At 69.3% G+C, this 16587-nt stretch carries 11 protein-coding genes; 3 read left to right on the top strand and 8 right to left on the bottom strand.

The features are described 5' to 3' along the window. Positions 1-302 precede the first annotated feature (302 nt). Together B9P64_RS20935 and B9P64_RS20930 are read right to left on the bottom strand one after the other, a co-directional pair. On the bottom strand, positions 303-1004 hold the full coding sequence (locus B9P64_RS20935; RefSeq protein ID WP_085318003.1) for a glutathione binding-like protein: 702 nt from the start codon (positions 1002-1004) through the stop codon (positions 303-305). Positions 1005-1093: 89 nt separating this feature from the next. Next, on the bottom strand, positions 1094-2632 hold the full coding sequence (locus B9P64_RS20930) for a nickel-dependent hydrogenase large subunit (protein WP_085318002.1): 1539 nt from the start codon (positions 2630-2632) through the stop codon (positions 1094-1096). A gap of 226 nt (positions 2633-2858) precedes the next feature. On the opposite strand from B9P64_RS20930, the gene B9P64_RS20925 reads away from it, so the two are divergent. After that, positions 2859-5138: a multicopper oxidase family protein gene (locus tag B9P64_RS20925; protein ID WP_085318001.1), complete on the top strand. Its 2280-nt coding sequence runs from the start codon at positions 2859-2861 to the stop codon at positions 5136-5138. Positions 5139-5209: 71 nt separating this feature from the next. Here the strand turns inward: B9P64_RS20925 and B9P64_RS20920 are convergent, their stop codons facing one another. The 4 genes from B9P64_RS20920 to B9P64_RS24680 form a co-directional block, all read right to left on the bottom strand. Further along, positions 5210-6232, bottom strand: a complete 1023-nt coding sequence (locus B9P64_RS20920; protein WP_085318000.1) for a hydrogenase small subunit — start codon at positions 6230-6232, stop codon at positions 5210-5212. Beyond that, a complete protein-coding gene (locus tag B9P64_RS20915; protein ID WP_085318053.1) occupies positions 6232-7719 on the bottom strand; it encodes a sigma-54-dependent transcriptional regulator in 1488 nt (495 codons plus the stop codon). Before B9P64_RS20915 ends, B9P64_RS20920 begins: the two co-directional genes overlap by 1 nt. A 354-nt stretch (positions 7720-8073) precedes the next feature. Then, positions 8074-9204 (bottom strand): hypothetical protein, encoded by a 1131-nt coding sequence (locus B9P64_RS24685; RefSeq protein WP_139826442.1) that lies wholly within the window; start codon positions 9202-9204, stop codon positions 8074-8076. Beyond that, positions 9188-9640 carry a hypothetical protein gene (locus tag B9P64_RS24680; RefSeq protein WP_139826441.1) on the bottom strand — a complete coding sequence of 151 codons (453 nt, stop codon included), beginning with the start codon at positions 9638-9640 and terminating at the stop codon, positions 9188-9190. The genes B9P64_RS24685 and B9P64_RS24680 overlap by 17 nt, the downstream gene beginning before the upstream one ends. A 249-nt stretch (positions 9641-9889) precedes the next feature. On the opposite strand from B9P64_RS24680, the gene B9P64_RS20910 reads away from it, so the two are divergent. After that, a complete protein-coding gene (locus B9P64_RS20910) occupies positions 9890-10135 on the top strand; it encodes a FitA-like ribbon-helix-helix domain-containing protein (RefSeq protein ID WP_085318052.1) in 246 nt (81 codons plus the stop codon). Then, positions 10132-10530 (top strand): type II toxin-antitoxin system VapC family toxin, encoded by a 399-nt coding sequence (locus B9P64_RS20905; RefSeq protein ID WP_085318051.1) that lies wholly within the window; start codon positions 10132-10134, stop codon positions 10528-10530. The genes B9P64_RS20910 and B9P64_RS20905 overlap by 4 nt, the downstream gene beginning before the upstream one ends. A gap of 21 nt (positions 10531-10551) precedes the next feature. Here B9P64_RS20905 and B9P64_RS20900 read toward each other — a convergent pair whose 3' ends face one another. Together B9P64_RS20900 and B9P64_RS20895 are read right to left on the bottom strand one after the other, a co-directional pair. After that, positions 10552-10821 carry a type II toxin-antitoxin system Phd/YefM family antitoxin gene (locus B9P64_RS20900; protein ID WP_085318050.1) on the bottom strand — a complete coding sequence of 90 codons (270 nt, stop codon included), beginning with the start codon at positions 10819-10821 and terminating at the stop codon, positions 10552-10554. 53 nt (positions 10822-10874) lie between these two features. Continuing rightward, positions 10875-16571 (bottom strand): RecQ family ATP-dependent DNA helicase, encoded by a 5697-nt coding sequence (locus B9P64_RS20895; RefSeq protein WP_085318049.1) that lies wholly within the window; start codon positions 16569-16571, stop codon positions 10875-10877. Between the last annotated feature and the right edge of the window lie 16 nt (positions 16572-16587).

Below are 16587 nucleotides of genomic sequence, written 5' to 3'. Positions count from 1 at the left end.
GTCATTGTGTTTGCGTGGGCTGGGTACGGGTGAGTTTGGGGTGTCGGCTGGCTGGCTCGGTGGCCAGTCTTCTGTTCACCGGCCTGTGCCGGCGCTGCGAGCCGGTATTCGCAGCTGCCGCTCGCAGGGCGCAAAACCACCCCCAATCGTCGCATCCCCAACCCGGCAAGGACGTGCGCAAGACAGCCCGACCTAACCCACCTCCTCGTGCCACAGCGCAGTGCCAGGCGCCGGACGGGACTGGGGGCCGACCGCGTCCGTCGGCGCGCCCGGCCCCCAGTCCCGTCCGGCGCCGTCCCCGATCAAACAGCCCGAACGCTGGCGGCCGTCTGCCCGAACAGCAGCTTCTTGCCCTCCTCCGTCACCGCCGGCCGCTTGAACTCGTCGCCGCGCGCATAGGCGCGCACCGTCGCCGGCCGCGCCGCGATCGCGTCGAGCCAGCGCTTGAGATGCGGGAAATCGGCCAGCTCCTGCTGCTGCTGCTTCCAGGGCACGACCCAGGGATAGGCCGCCATGTCGGCGACGGAATAGTCGGCGCCGGCCAGGAATTCGCTCTCGGCCAGGCGCCGGTCCATCACGCCGTAGAGGCGGTTGGTTTCCTTCACATAGCGCTCGATGGCGTAGGGCAGCTTCTCGGGCGCGTACAGGCCGAAATGATGGTTCTGTCCGGCCATCGGCCCGAGCCCGCCCACCTGCCAGAACAGCCACTCCAGCACCGTCTTGCGGCCGCGCACATCGGCCGGCAGAAAGCGCCCGATCTTCTCGGCCAGATAGACCAGGATCGCGCCCGACTCGAACACGGTGATCGGTGCGCCGCCATCGGCCGGCGCGTGATCGACGATGGCCGGCATGCGGTTGTTGGGGCTGAAGGCGAGGAACTCGGGCTTGAACTGGTCGCCCTTGCTGATGTCGACCGGGACGATGGTGTAGTCGAGCCCGGCTTCTTCGAGGAACAGGGTGATCTTGTGGCCGTTGGGTGTCGGCCAGTAGTACAGGTCAATCATCGAGGCGCTCCGTGGTTGCGACCGGCGCGGCAGGCACGCCGGCGCGGGTTTCGGAACGATCGTACTAAAACCCGCGCGACCGCGTGCGCTCAGTGCACGGTGCAGACCATGCAGGGGTCGAAGGAGCGCACCACATGCTGCACGCGCACCGGCACCTCGTCGCCGGGCGCGACCTCCACGCCTTCGAGTGCGGCCTCGAGCGCGCCGGGCGTGCCGGCGGCGTCGCGCGGCGAGAAGTTCCAGGTGGTCGGCGCCACGATCTGCCAGTTGGCGATGCGTCCGCCGCGCAGCTCGGCAAAGTGCAGCAGGCTGCCGCGCGCGGCTTCCATGCGGCCAATGGCGCGGCCGTCGGCGGCGGGCGCATGCGGCGCGTGGAAGGGCTCGCCGGGGCGGATCTGGCGCAGCCAGCCTTCGGCCGCGATGACGATGCGCGCCATCTCGATCAGCCGCGCCAGCACCCGCGTGTACACATTGCCGCCCGAGCGCGCGACTTCGGCGCAGATGAGCGGCTGGCCGTCGACCAGCTGCCGCGCGAGCGCGCCGGTTTCGAGCGTGTGGCCGGCATAGCGCGGCGCCTTGGCCCAGCTGTAGGCGCCGGGCCGGTCGGCATCGGGCAGGGTGCGGGCATCGGCCGGCGCCTGCGCCAGCCGGTCCGACGCGCCGGCATACCAGGCGTGGCTGATGTCCTCGGTGACGGCGGCCGGATCGGGCGCGGTCTGGCGCCAGGGCCGGGGCGCGGTGCTGAGCGGCCGGCCGGGCAGCTGGGCCGCCGGGTCGGTCGGCACATGGTGGGTGTCGAGGAAGCCGGCGCCGAACACCTCGCCGCCGTCGGCGCGCGGATAGGCGCCGAGGCTGAGGTAGCGGCCCGGGCCGGGCCCGAGCGCATCGAGCGCGAGCGCATCGGCCAGCCGCGCGAAGAAGCCGAGATCGCTCGCGCCGGCGCGCGTGGCCAGCAGCGCATCGAGCGCGGCGCGCGAATCGAGCGCAGCCACGGCTTCGAGCGGCGCGCCGAAAGTGGTGGCCTCAAGAAAGCGCCGCAGCTCGCGCACCTGGGCCAGCAGCCGGGTGCGCTCGATGGCATCGACGGCGCGCGTGCTGCCGCCGGGCACGATCGATTGCGTGTGCGGCCACTTGCCGCCGAGCGTGCCGAGCAGCGTGAACCAGCGCTGCCGCGCCGCCAGCGCCGCGCGCGCATGCTCGCCGGCCAGCGCCGCAAAGCGCCGTTCGGCCTCGGCAAACCAGGGCGCGCCGGCGTACACCGGCCGCGCAAAGTCGGGCATGAAGAACAGATAGAAGTGCGACAGGTGATCGGCCAGATTCTCGACCGCGCACATCAGGTTGATGGCATGCAGCCCGTTGGCCGGCGGCTCGATGCCCGCCAGCTGGCCCAGCGCGCGCGCCGCCGCCACGCCCTGCGCCACCGAGCAGATGCCGCAGATGCGCGGCACGATCACCAGCGCATCGGCGGCCTCGCGGCCTTCCAGCATCTGCTCGAAGCCGCGGTACATCGGCGAGTTCACCTCGGCGCGGCGCACCCGGCCGGCGCCGATGTCGAGCCGCACTTCGAGATCGCCCTCGACGCGGTTGAAGGGGCCGAGCACGAGGCGGCGGTCGGGGATGAGGGGCATGAGGACAGCTGCGGCGGGAGGAGGTCGGCCAATACTCGCCCGGGCCGGTGGCGACGGGCAACCCGCTCACTCCATCAGGGGACGCTGGCCGGATCGGGAGTTACAGCGCCCGGGAAGCGTGAACTGCGTCACGCGGCGCAAGAAAGGGAACGGTGAACCTCGCTGGCCCGACCGGCGCGGGTGCATCTGGCGCCGGCGCTCCTCCCCCATCCACCGAGGCCCTTCCATGCCCGTCTTTTCCCCTGCAAAACGCCCGCGCGCGTCGCTCGGACGACAGCTTGTGCCCGTGGCGCTCGCGCTCGCCACCGGCAGCAGCCTTGCCGCGCCAGCCACCGTTGCGGTCGACCCGCCCGTGCTCACCAATGTGCTCGGCACGGCAAGGTCGCCGTCGCTCCAGGCCCGCGCCACCACGCGCGGCCCGCTGAGCGAGCAGGTACTGGATCTGAGCATCGCCTACGGCACCGGCGTGCTGCGCAACCCCGGCGCCACCAGCCCCGCCACGGCCTATCAGACGGTGCATCTGCGCAGCTACCAGGACTTGAACCGCAAGCGCGATGCCAACGCGCCGGTCTTCATCGCGCCGACGATCGAGATGCAGCCGGCGCAGACCGTGCGCATCACGCTGCACAACGACCTGCCCGCCGAGCCGGGCTGCGGCGCCGGCGAGCATCCCGGCGACATCAACACGCCGCACTGCTTCAACAACACCAACCTGCACTCGCACGGCCTGTGGGTGAGCCCCACCGGCAACAGCGACAACGTGCTGCTCAACCTCCGGTCCAACGAGCGGTTCCAGTACGAATACAACGTGCCGGCCGACCATCCCGCCGGCACCTTCTGGTACCACACGCATGTGCACGGCTCGACCGCGCTCCAGGTGTCGAGCGGCATGGCCGGCGCATTGATCGTGCGCGGCAATCGCCAGCCGATCCTGGCCGCGCCGGGCGTCGCGCCGCGCAACGGCGACCTCGACGTGCTGCTCAAGGACCCGAGCGGCAAGCTCGCCTTCGAGCGCGTGGTGCTGCTCCAGCAGATCGCCTACGCCTGCCCGCACGACCCGGCCGACAAGACGCCGGACGCGGCACCGTGGAGCTGGGACTGCAAGCCGGGCCAGACCGGCGAGATCGAGAGCTACAAGGGACCGGTCTCGGGCGGCGTGTCCGCCGATGTCAAGACGACGGAACAGTTCGGCCCCGGCACCTGGGCCCAGTCGGGCCGCTACACCAGCATCAACGGCGTGGTGTGGCCGTGGTTCGAGGGCGCGATCGCCGGCCGGCTCGAACGCTGGCGCGTGATCCACGGCGGCGTGCGCGACTCCATCGGCGTCGAATTCCGCCGCGCCCGGCCCGGCCTGCGCCAGCTGCTCGCCGATCCGGCACGCCTGCCCGACAGCGACAAGCTCATCGCCGACGCCTGCACCGACACGCCGCTGCGCAACCACGCCGCCGCGTCGGACGGCCTGACGATGGCCGCCGCCAGCCCGCGCCTGCGCACGGTGCTGCAACCGGGCTACCGCAGCGACCTGCTCGTCACCTTCCCCGAGGAAGGCGACTACTGCGTGCTCGACATCAAGCCGGCCAACGGCACGGTGGACCGCGTCGACTTCAAGGACCCGGCGCTCAACCCGGTCGATGTGGCGAAGGATCGCCGCGCCGTGCTCGGCTTCGTGCACGTCGGCAAGGCCGCGCCGGGCAGCCTCACCGCCGGCAGCGCTGGCCCCGACGGCGCCGACAAGGACAACGAACGCCGCCTCATCGCCGATTCGCGCCTGCAGGCCCAGCTCATCCGGCTGGCCCGGCTCAACCTCCCCGACCCTGCGGTGCGCAAGGCGGTGATCGACGACATCGAGCACGGCCTGAAGCTCAGCCACTTCATCCCGCACCCCACGGTGACCGATGCCGAAGTGAACGGCCGCAAGAAGGAAAAGCTCGCCTTCCTCATCCAGGGCAAGCAGGACGGCTCCGGCTTCCTGTTCCAGGTCGGCGGCACCAGCACCGATCCCAAGGCGCCGCCCGAGGCCTATGTGCCCACCGCCATCCCGCGCCAGCTCGAACTGGGCACGGCGCAGGAATGGCAGCTGGAGTCGTGGTTCGTGGGCCATCCCTTCCACATCCACGTCAACCCGTTCCAGATCGTCGAGGTGCTCAACCCCGATGGCGTGGACGTGAGCGCGCCCGACACCAGCGACTGCCCCAAGGGCACGCCGTGGCCGGAATGCCCGTCGCCCGCCGCCAACCAGTACGCGGGCCTCAAGGGCGTGTGGAAGGACACGATCTGGCTGGAGAACTCGAACCCGCCGTCGGCCCCGCCCGCCTACAACGCCAATCCGCAGCCGCCCGCCACCGGCGTGTACCGCATCCGCGTGCGCACCCGCTACGAGCGCTACATCGGCGAGTTCGTGCTGCACTGCCACATCCTCGACCACGAGGACCAGGGAATGATGCAGAACGTGAGCATCGGGCTGCCGGGCAGCGCGGCGCCGACCGTGGTCCACGGCCACCACTGACGAGCCGAACCCGCCAGTGACGGCGCCGGATCGCGACAGCGGCCGGCGCCGTTTTTCATGCGGCGCCGCCGCTACTTCAGCGTCGTCTTGCGGATGGCCGGTGCCACCACGCGATGGTCGGCGACGGCGTTCTTCTTGACGCGCGGCGGCGTCGCCGACTTGCTCAGCGAGGCCAGTGCCACGAACCAGGCCTTCGGCATGTCGGTCGGCAGGCCGATGGGAATGCCGGCGATCTTGGGCGTGGTGTCGAAGGCATGGCCGGGGTTCTGGAAGCCCGGCTCGGTGCAGCTGATGCAGGCATAGCCGCCGCGCGTGCAGCTGCCCTGCCCGTTCCACAGCCGCGTGTTGCAGTCGGCGTGCGCCTGGGTGCCCTTGCAGCCCTGGTGTTCCATCATGCAGCCGAGGTCGCCGGGCTTTTCGGCGCTGGCCTTGAACTCGTAGAACTCGTTGCGCGTGCAGCCGTGATGCACGAGCTGGTCGGCGTAAAAGCGCGGCCGCCCGAGCGCATCGAGGTCGCCCGGCGCGAGATCGCCGGCCGCCAGTTGCGCGAGCGTGCCCGTCACCCAGTCGGGATGCGTCGGGCAGCCGGCGATATTCACCACCGGAAACCCCGCCGCCGAGCGCCAGTCGGCGCCGAGCAGGCCGCCGGGCCGCGCGCCCTCGTATTGCAGGCCGCAGGCTTCGGTCGGATTGCTGCCGCTGGCGCTGAAGCCGCCATAGGTGGCGCAGGTGCCGACCGCCACCACATGCCGCGCTAGCGCCGCCAGCTCGCGCAGCCAGTCGGCCATCGGGCGGCCGGTGCCGGCAAGAATGTGGAAGCGGCCCGTGCCGTTGGGGCCGCGCAGCGCCGCGCCTTCCACGCACAGCGCATCGAGCCGGCGGCGGCCGGCGCGGATGTCGTCGAGCAGCGCGATCAGCTCGGCGCCGGTGGCCTGCGACAGCGACGGATGCCAGAGCAGCTCGATGCCGAGATCGGGCCACAGCGCCGCGAAGTCGGGCGTGTCGGCGCACAGCAGCGACATGCTGCAACCACCGCAGCCGCCCGATTGCAGCCACAGCACGGTGAAACGGTCGTTCGTGTCGGCGGCAGCCATCACTTCTCCTCCAGCCCGAAGCGCACGAGCTTCTGCTTGAGCCCCACGCGCGACAGGCCCAGCGCCTTGGCCGCGCGCGTCTTGTTCCAGCGGTGTTGCAGCAGCGCCTCCTTGAGGATGGCGACCTCGATCGCGCCGAGCCGCTCGACCAGCGTGCCGGCCTCGGGCACGCGCATGCCGTCGCTGCCGTCGCGCGCGCTGCCGTTCATTTCGTTGACCGCCTGGCCGCGCAGCAGCTTGGGGCTCAGCGCGTCGGCCGGAATGACGAGGTCGTCGCAGAGCGCCACCGCGCGATAGATCTCGTTGCGCAGCTCACGGATGTTGCCGGGCCAGCCGTAGGTGAGCAGGCAGGCCATCGCCTCGGGCGCAAAGCCGCGCACCGGCTTGGCCAGATCGGTCGCGGCCTGGGCGAGGATGCTTTCGACGATCACGCCGATGTCCATCGTGCGTTCGCGCAGCGCCGGCAGCGTCACCGTCACGCCGGCCAGCCGGTAGTACAGGTCTTCGCGAAAGCGCCCGGCGCGCACCTCGGCTTCGAGATCGCGGTGGGTGGCGGCCAGCACGCGCACATCCACGCGGATGGACTGCGTCGCGCCGACCGGCCGCACTTCGCCCTCCTGCAGCACGCGCAGCAGCTTGACCTGCATGGTCAGCGAGGTGTCGCCGATCTCGTCGAGGAACACCGTGCCGCCGTTGGCGCGCTGGAACAGCCCGACATGATCGGCATGCGCGCCGGTGAAGGCGCCGCGCCGGTGGCCGAACAGCTCGCTTTCGAGCAGCGAGTCGGGAATGGCGGCGCAGTTCTCCATCACGAACGGGTCGGTGGTGCGCGGGCTGGCGTAGTGGATGGCGCGCGCCAGCAGCTCCTTGCCGGTGCCCGATTCGCCCTGGATGAGCACGCTCAGGTCGTAGCGCGCGATCTTCTGCGCGGTCTTGCACACCTCGTCGAGCGGACTGCCGGGGCCGCGCACCAGCCGGTCGAATTCATGATGCAGCGCCACCGCCGCCTGCTTGCCGCGCGCGCGGGCGCGCAGCGCGCTGGCGCCGGCGCGCAGCTCCATGTCGAGCCGGCGCACGTCGCGGTTGAGGCGGCGCGCTTCGAGCGCGTCGGACACTAGCGCCACGAGGTGATCGGGCAGCCAGGGCTTGAGCACGTACTGATAGATGCCGGCCTCGTTGATGCCCGCGATGATGTCCTCGGCATCGGTATGGCCCGAGATGATGACGCGGACGATTTCGGGCCAGCGCTCGCGCACGCCCTTGAGGAAGGCAATGCCGGTGGTGCCGGGCATGCGCTGGTCGCAGAGGATGAGGTCGACCGGCGTGTCGGGATTGCCGATGCGCGCCTCGGATTCCAGTACCTGCAATGCCTCTTCGGCCGAGCCGGCGGTGCGGATGTCGAAGTCGTCCTCGAGCGTGCGGCGGATGGCTTCGACCGAGTGGCGTTCGTCATCGATGACGAGGACTGTGGGCTGGAGCGATGGCATCCGGCGGAGTTTAGTTGTGCCGCGCTGGCGCCGAGGGTGGGGAGCGGATGGGCGGCGCCGACTGGCTGCGGCCCCGCGTTGCGGGGCTTCCCTCGCGGGCCGGTTGCGGCGGGGTCGGCGTGACAACTCGGCCTGCGGCCTCAGACAGTCACGCCTGAGCGCCTGCGGCGCTCCCCCCGCCGCAACCGGCCCGCGAAGCTTGCCAGAAGGCGCCGCCCATCCGCTCCCCACCCTCGGCGCGTCGGGCATCATCCACGCCGGACGAAAATCGTTTATCGAGTCAATATTTTTTTTGAATTACTCAATCGACCCAAAGTTGCAATTGACCAATATACTTTTAGCCACCCACCCCATTTAAATAGAAATGGCACCGCCATCAAACAATTCAATTGCCAACAATTGTCCTTTCATTTTAGTCCCAATTTGGCGCACCACCACTTGAATCCACGCATCCGACTCAAATGCATCGTATACATCATCGTAATGCTCTTCGCCGAATGAGCATACCAACCCCTCACTATCTGGATCGGCATTTCGAAGAATAAATGTCAAGTTATCTTTGTCAAACTCCCGAACTCTGCCAGTCCAATCACGCAGCAGTTTATTGTCAGCCTTACATGCTCGAATAGCAGATGTCACCGCGCTTCGGTCGTCCCGCGTTAAGGTTATCGATTCCCGCCCTATCAAGCGACCACTCAACTCCACCATCTCCACTTGCCCATGCGAGGGCGGCATTAAGTCTTTCAAAACTTCCAACAACTCAATTCCAATTTTTTGCTGCACTGTGGCGGCACCCAGCCAAATTAAAGCAGTTCGTAGCTTTTCAGCCCCATCACTGTAAAGCCCCCAATCCATACCCAACAAATCAGACGCGACCGGGACCCCGAATGAAACCTCGAAACTATTAAAAGCAAAACGCATTGCTGGCAAATCATAAGCCATCCGCAACGATTCGCGTGGACGACCAACGGAGACACTCCCCACGGTCATTTCCAACAATTTCTTTAATGCTGATATTGGCTGCTCAACCGCCCTAGCTATTACACTTGCAGGAACCCGCCCTTCAGCCAAGCCATTACCAATTAATCGACACGAAAGAAGTGGTTCCAAATCGGGCCAAAGCAACACGTTTTTATGTGGCCTAGCCATCTGTGGCACATCATCGAAGGAAAACAATGCCCACGACTGGCAAACTTTGTCATTTTCATTGACGTCAACAGCCCAAACCCATGGCTGACTCAATGCTTCATAGACACTTTTAATTCCAGACTTCAATTGATCAATAATGATATTGCTGGTTGGCACAACCAAAAATCGACGAAGATTACTTTCAAAGTCATCCCCAGATGCATACCACAACTGCATACGCCCATGACTCATCACAGTGAAAATTTGTGGGCCATTAAACTCATACAATATTTCAGCAAGCGTTGACATATCAAAACTATCGCTCGGGCACTCACTCCCATTAACGGCCCAAAGCATTTCCGACCTCACAATCAACTACAACTGCAAACAAAGAATGACGCTGCACATCTTGATATGGCCACCAAGTAATATGAGCAGGACTTTTTCTACTTGGAGTCGGCACAATACGGCCATGCTTTTCAGCATTCAGATAAGCTACCCCGATATAACGCCCCAAATGCGGCAATAATTTCTGCTGATGCAAACAACTTTCAACATCAGGAAAAATTGAGAGCCCATGCCTATTACATGCAGCGGGTCCAACCGCATTTATTGCGCGACCCTTTTCTGCTTGACTAAGGCAGTCATGCGTCGACACAACAGAATCCCTGAATATCATATAAGCAGATACCCCTGCAAGATCACTTTCTGGCGGACAACCATTAGGCAAGCCGTTCAGAAAGATCTTGTTAGCAGCGCCGTCTGAACTTTGCGATTCATCCGACAAACCCATTGAATCCATTCTACCCCCTACAAAACCAGCATAGATTAGTGACACACGCACAGAATGCCCTTGCTATGTGCAATTGAATACTATGACAAAAGCACCCAGTCAATTCCCACATTGATATATATTCAACACGCTATTGCTCCCATTTATTGTTTGGGATTTTTTCATTGCGCTCATAACAATTTTGTTTATTGCACGTATTGGATTATGCGTGCAATATTGAAACCATTTTGGTTCCATTTCAACACCACCATGCCCACCACCCTCACCCTCAAGAACATCCCCGACGAGGTCTACGCCCGTCTCAAGTCGTCGGCCGAGCTGCATCGCCGCAGCCTGAACAGCGAGGTCATCGTCTGTCTTGAGTCGGTGCTGATGCCGGGCCGGCAGTCGCCGGCGGAGCGGCTGGCGCGGGCGCGCGAGCTGCGCGCTGCCTTGCCGGCCGATGCCTTCCGCGCCGCCGACATCGATGCCGCCAAGCGCGAAGGCCGCAAGTGATCGTCGTCGACACCAACGTGCTCGCCTATCTCTACCTGCCCGGCGAGTTCACGGCCGCCGCCGAGGCGCTGCTCGAAAGCGATCCCGACTGGGTGGCGCCGGTGCTGTGGCGCAGCGAGTTCCGCAACATCCTCGCGGGCTATCTGCGGCGCGGCACGCTGTCGTTCGAGCAGGCGGTGGCGCTTCAGCGCGAGGCGGAAAGCCTGCTGGCCGGTGCCGAGCACGAGGTGGAGTCGCGCGCGGTGCTGGCGCTGGTGCGTGACAGCGATTGCACCGCCTACGACTGCGAGTTCATCGCGCTCGCCGAGCAACTCGGCACACGGCTGGTGACGATGGACAAGAAGCTGCTGCGCGCCTTTCCGGCGCGGGCGGTGGCGCTGGGCGCGGTGCAGTAGCTGCGGTGTGGCGGTCGCAGCTCAGGCCGCGCCGCCGCCGCGTGCCGCCTTGCGCAGCTGCTTGAATTCCTCGACCGCCGCGTCGACATCGACCGCGCGCTCGGCGATCTGCCGGTCGATGCGCTCGCCGATGGCCTTGAGCGCTGCGAGTTCGGCCTCGGTCGGCCCCTGCACCGGGATGAAGTAGCCGACCGTCTGCCCGTGGCGCGTGACGGCGACCGGTGCGCCGGCGGCGATGTACTCGGCCAGACCGGCGCGGAATTCGCGGATGCCGACTTGGGTGATTTCCATGGCGAGGCTCGATGGTGGGATTGCGTGGAGTGTGCCGAATTGTGTACACAAATTCAGCCCAGCACCTCCGCCACCACCACCTCCCACCGCTCGCACTTCACCCGCGCCAGATAGCGCGCATCGGTCTGCGCGCGGCTGAACGCGGCAATCGCGCCGACCCGCGCCGCGCGAATCTCGCGCCCGGCATCGAAGCCCGCCGCAATCGCACCGACCTCATTCCCGGCCGCATCGAGCAGCAGGCGCCGCTTGCCGCGCAGCTCCACCGTCAGCGGATCGCCCACGCGCAACGCGGCAATCGCGGCATGCACCGGCGCGCCGTCCTCGGCCTGACCGGCGAAGCCCCAATGCACCTCGGCCGGCTCCAGCAGCCGCCATTCGGGCGCGGGCGCCACGAGCGCGCGGGCCGACAGCGGCGCCCGACGCGCGAGCACGCAGTCGCCGGCGGCGTCGAGCGCGGCATCCCAGGCGTTGGCGGTGACGCCGCCCGCCTCGGGCCGGTTGGCCGCGCCGCCCGCGCGCAGCAGCGTCAGCGTGTGCCGCGCCCGCGTCATCGCCACGTAGAACAGCCGCCGCGCGGCGTCCGCATCGTCGCCGTCGCCCGCGCGCCCCCAGCCGTCGTCGAGCACGACGACATGGTCGAACTCCAGCCCCTTGGCGCCGTGGGCGGTGGTCAGCAGCAGGCCGCGCTGGCGCCGGCGCGCGGCGCGGCCCCAGTCGGCGAGCCATTCGACGACATGGGCCGACGGCAGCAGCGCGGTGCCGGCCTCGTCGGCGAGGTCGTCGAGCGCTTCGCCGAGCCAGTCGCGCCAGACGCTCGGCGGTTCGGCGCCGAGCCAGTCGCGCAGCTCGGGCAGGCTTGCGGCCGAGGTGGCGCGCAGCCGGGCGACGAGCTGGCGCGTCTCGCGCAGGCTCCAGAACGGCGGCGCGGGTTCATCGCCGAGCTGGGCCGCGATGCCGGCGCCGGCGCACAGCGCGCGCAGGCCGTCGAAGCTTTTCCAGTGCCGGGCGATGACGGCGCAGCGGCTCCAGTCCCAGCCGGGGTCGAGCGCGGCGAGGCGCGCGAGCTCGTCGATGGCGGCGGATTGCTGCACGCGCAGCGCGAGCGCGGCTCGGCGGGCGGCCGGCGCGACGGGCTGGGGCGCGACGCCCGCCTCGGCTGCCCCGCCGCCGCTGGCAGCCGCCGCGCCGCGCGCCCCCACGCCGGCCTCGCGCAGCCGGGCCAGCGCCTTGCCCGCGCTGCCGTCGTCGCGCGCGGCCAGCGCCGGCGCCTCGACGGTGACGGCGCGCGCACCCGGCGCCGTGGCATTCCATGCCTGCGCCGCGCCGGTTCTGCCGCCCGGCGCGGTCGCATCCCAGGCCGGCGTTCGGCCCGGCATCGTCGCCTCGCGCAACTGCGCCGCTGCCTGCGCCGCGATCCGCCCCTCCGCCATCGCCAGCGCCGGCACGCAATCCAGCAGCGCCACCCGCCCCTGCCCGACCGTGTCGCGCGCGGCCCAGGCGCCACCGGCCGCCTGCGCCTTGCGCTGGCGGTCGATCCGGATCGGATGCCCGGCCTTCATCCGCGCCGCCGCGCCGGCGATCACCACATTGGCCGCCGCCACGATGTGCGCCGTCGAGCGATGGTTCTCCACCAGGTAGGCCGGCCGCGCCTTGTAGTCGGCCTCGAAGCGCCGGATGAACTCGACCGACGCGCCGTTGAAGCCGTAGATGTTCTGGTCGTCGTCGCCGACCGCGAACAGCGTCAGCCGCCGGTCCTCGTCCTGCTCCTTGCGGCCGGCCAGCGCGGCGATCAGCTCGTACTGCTCGGGGCCGATGTCCTGGTACTCGTCGACCAGAATCCAGCGGAAGCCCGCCAGCAGCCGGTCGCGCGATTCGTCGGCGTCGCCCTCGGGCTGGTCGTCGCCGCGCAGCAGCGCGGTGGCGCGCCGCAGGATGTCGCGGAAGCGCTCGTCGTCGCTGCGGTCGCCGTGGTCCAGGCTCACGCCGGCCAGGCGCATGGCCAGCGCGTGGCAGGTCATCACGGTCACGCCGAGCGCGTCGTCGCCGATCAGCGCGCGCAGCCGGCGCCGGATTTCGGCCGCGGCGTGGCGGTTGTAGGCCAGCGCGATGATGCTGCCGGCCGGCTCGCGCCGCGCCCGCACGAGGAAGGCGATGCGATGCACCAGCACCCGCGTCTTGCCGGCGCCGGGGCCGGCGAGCACCAGCACATTGGTCGCCTCGCGGTCGTCGGCGACGATGCGCTGCTGCTCGGCATTGCGCAGGTCCTCGACGATCTCGCGCCAGGCTTGCGGCGTGGTCTGGCGCTCCAGCTCCTTCTCGCGGCCGGGCAGCCAGCGCTGCACAAAGCCGTCGCGCGGCTGGCTGAAGTAGTCGAGCGCGAGTTGCAGCGCGTCGGTCATCGCCTCCAGGCCGCGCGCCACGTACTCGGCCATCACATGGATTTGCAGCGTCTTCTCGCGGTAGTGCTGGGCCAGCGGCTCGAAGTCGGCGCCCGCGAACCGGCGGCTGCGGTCGCGCTCGACGCGCAGCGTCATCGCGCTGCGGAACACCGCCAGCCCCTTGTTGAGCCGCAGGATGTCCTGCTCATGCAGCCACAGCAGCGCGCGGTCGAGCAGGCGCGGCAGGTCTTTCGACGCGGCCTTGAGCGCGAGGTCGGCATCGAGCGCGGCGAGCAGCTGGCCGAGCGTGGTCGCGGCGAGCCGGTCGTTGCCGCGCGTGCCGGGTGGCAGGCAGGCGATGAGATGTTCGAGCAGCAGGCCGGCGGCGGCGATGCGGCGGCGCGCGATGTCTTCCACCGCCGACCACGGCCGGTTCAGGCGCAGCGACAGGCATTCGCTGTCGAGCCGGCCGAGCGCGATGCTGCCGCGCGCGGCGCCGTCGTCCTCGTCGCGGCCGTCGCCGGCCAGCGCGTCGAGCGTGCGCAGCAGCGCGTCGGGCGCGAGGTCGATGCCGTCGCTGTCGCGCAGGGTCTGGCACAGCCGGCGGATGTGCAGCGGCGCCGAGTCGCCCCGGCCGAGGTCGGGCGCGGCTTCGCGCAGCCGGGCGATGACGGCCAGCTCGGCCGCGCGGGCGCGCTCCAGCCGGTCGCGCGAGGCGTGCTGCACGGCGACGTGAACCCAGGCGGTCAGCGCGGTGTCGTTGCTGGCGATGCCGAGCGCCTCCAGCTCGTGCAGCGCGCGGCGCAGCGCGGCGGTGCTCAGGCCCGCGACGCCGGCCAGGCGGTCGGTGGTCACGCCTTCGTCGGCGCTGGCCTGCATCAGCTCGCTGACGATGGCGAGCAGCGCGCGGCGGCGCTCGGCGAGGTCGGTGGCGGCGTCGATGCGCCGGCGCGCGTCGTCGAGCGTGGCGATGCGCAGCGACGACGGGAAGACTTCGGTGACGTTCTCGTCGCGCAGCAGCAGTTCGGCTTCCTCCAGCCAGGCGAGCGCGGTGCGCAGGCGGGTGTCGTCGGTGCCGTCGTCGCGCTCGAAGATGTCGCGGTCCTCGTAGGCGAGCAGTTCGCCGGCGGTGGCGATGACGGGTGGCGTGGCGTCGGGGGCGGTGTCGGCGCTGGCGGTCGCCGAGGCGGTGGCGCTGGCCTGGGCCGCGCCGGCGGGCGCATGGGCTGCGGCGTCCGCGCCGCCGTCGCCGCGCCTGCGCGCCTCGCCGCGCGCGCTCATGCGGCGCAGCGCGCGCAGCACGGCGGCGATCTCGCGCTGCGTGAGCCGCGAGCGCGCCGACATGCCGAATTGCCGCTCCACATCCTCCACGGCGTAGAGCAGCACGCAGCGCGCGGCCCCGCGATCGCGCCCGGCGCGGCCGGCTTCCTGAAGATAGTTTTCGAGCGAGCCCGGAATGTCGGCATGCACGACGAGCCGCACATCCGGCTTGTCGATGCCCATGCCGAAGGCGTTGGTCGCGGCAATCACGCGCAGCGCGCCGCCCACGAAGGCGTCCTGCACCTGCTGCTTGCGCGACGGCGCGAGGCCGGCGTGGAAGTACTCGGCATCGCAGCCCTGGGCGCGCAGAAAGTCGGTCAGCTCCTCGCAGCGCTTGCGCGTGGCGCAATAGACGATGGCGCCGCCGTCGCTGCCCGGCGGCAGGTCGTGGTTGAGCAGGTCGAGCACCTGGGCGAAGCGCGTCGCCTCGCTGGTCGGCAGCACCGCAAATTGGAGGTTGTCGCGCCGCGCGCCGCCGTCGAACACGTCGAGCGCGATGCCGAGCTTGGCCGCGAAGTAGCCGACGATGTCGGCCACCACGTCGGGCTTGGCGGTGGCGGTCAGGCAGAGCACCGGCGGGATCGGCCCTGCGCCGGCCGATTCGCGGATGAAGCGCGCGACGTAGCGGTAGTCGGGCCGGAAGTCCTGGCCCCATTTGCTCAGGCAATGCGCCTCATCGAGCACCCAAGCGCCGATCTCGCGCTGGGCCACGGTGCGGCGGAACGTGCGGCTGCGCAGCTGCTCGGGCGACACGATGAGGATGCTCACGTCGCCGAGCCGCACGCGGTCGAGCACCTCGACCCGCTCGGGCAGCGTGAGCATGCCGTTGAGCGTGGCGGCGCTGGCGATGCCGCGTGCGCGCAGGCCGTTCATCTGGTCGGCCATCAGCGCCACCAGCGGCGAGATCACCAGCGTGAGCGTGCCGGTGCGCGCATGCCGCGACAGCGCCGGCAGCTGGTAGCAGACCGATTTGCCGGTGCCCGTGGGCAGCACGCCGAGCGCATGGCGGCCGGCCAGTGCGGCCTCGACGATGGCCTGCTGCATCGGGCGGCCGTCGGCCGTGGCGGGCTCGGGGCGGAAACCGGGCATGGCCGGAAACCAGTGCGCGAGCTGGCGCGTGGCGCTGAACTGCTCGCGGCACCAGTCGCAGGCCGGGTCGGCGCAGGCGCTATCGCGCAGTTCGCGCACGCGGGCGGCGCTTTCCGGGAACTGGTGCACGACCCAGGGCGGCAGCACGGAATTGCCGCCGGCGACGGAGAGCCAGCCGAGGGTGTAGGCGAGCGTCCAGCCGGTGCGGGCGAAGGCGGGTTCGGCGAGCGGCGCGGCGACGACGGTGGCATCGACCGCCGCGGCGTGGGCGCCCTCGCCGCCCGGCGCCGCCAGCGATGCGAGCCGCGCGGTCTCGTCCAGCGCCGCGATTTCGGCGAGCCAGCGCGCCGCCGTCGTGCGGCAGCCGGCGCCATCGAGCCGGGCCGCGATGGCGGCGAGCGCGGCCTCCGCATCGGGCCGCAGCTTGCGTCGCGCCCGCGTGAAGAAGCGGTCGAGCGCGCCATTGCCGTCGAGCGTGACCAGCCAGTGGAAGGCCGCCGCCAGATCGGGCGCCTCGGCTTGCAGCGCGGCGAAGGCGGCGTGCTGGTCGTCGAACAGCTCAAGCGCCAGCCGCGCGTCCAGCTCCGGATCGTTGCGGCGCGCGTGTTGCAGGGCGCCGTCCTGGTAGTGCTTGACCAGCCGGTGATACGGATTGCGCGGAAAGGCGAGCGGCCCGAGCCGCAGCGTGTCGAACGGCGGCAGGCGCAGCAGCCGCAGGCCGGGCCGCAGCGCCGCGAGCTGCGGCAGGTCGAAGGCGACGAGGTTGTGGCCAAGCACGAAGCTCGCGCCGTCGGCGAGCGCATCGAGGCCGTCGAGCGCTGCGGGCAGCTCGGCGCCGCTCGCGACCAGGCTGGCGCCGGTATCGGCCCGCAGCGCGGCCAGGCTCAGGAGCCGGCCGGACGTGGGGCTGATTTCAAGATCGAGCGAGACGCAGCGGGGAAGGAAGGCAGGTGATGCAGGCATGGCGCCGGAGTGTGCG

Source organism: Derxia lacustris (assembly GCF_002105195.1).
Classification (GTDB): Bacteria; Pseudomonadota; Gammaproteobacteria; order Burkholderiales; family Burkholderiaceae_E; genus Derxia; species Derxia lacustris.
The sequence above is the reverse complement of the archived record's forward strand: the minus strand, read 5'-3'. Positions and strand labels throughout refer to the sequence as shown.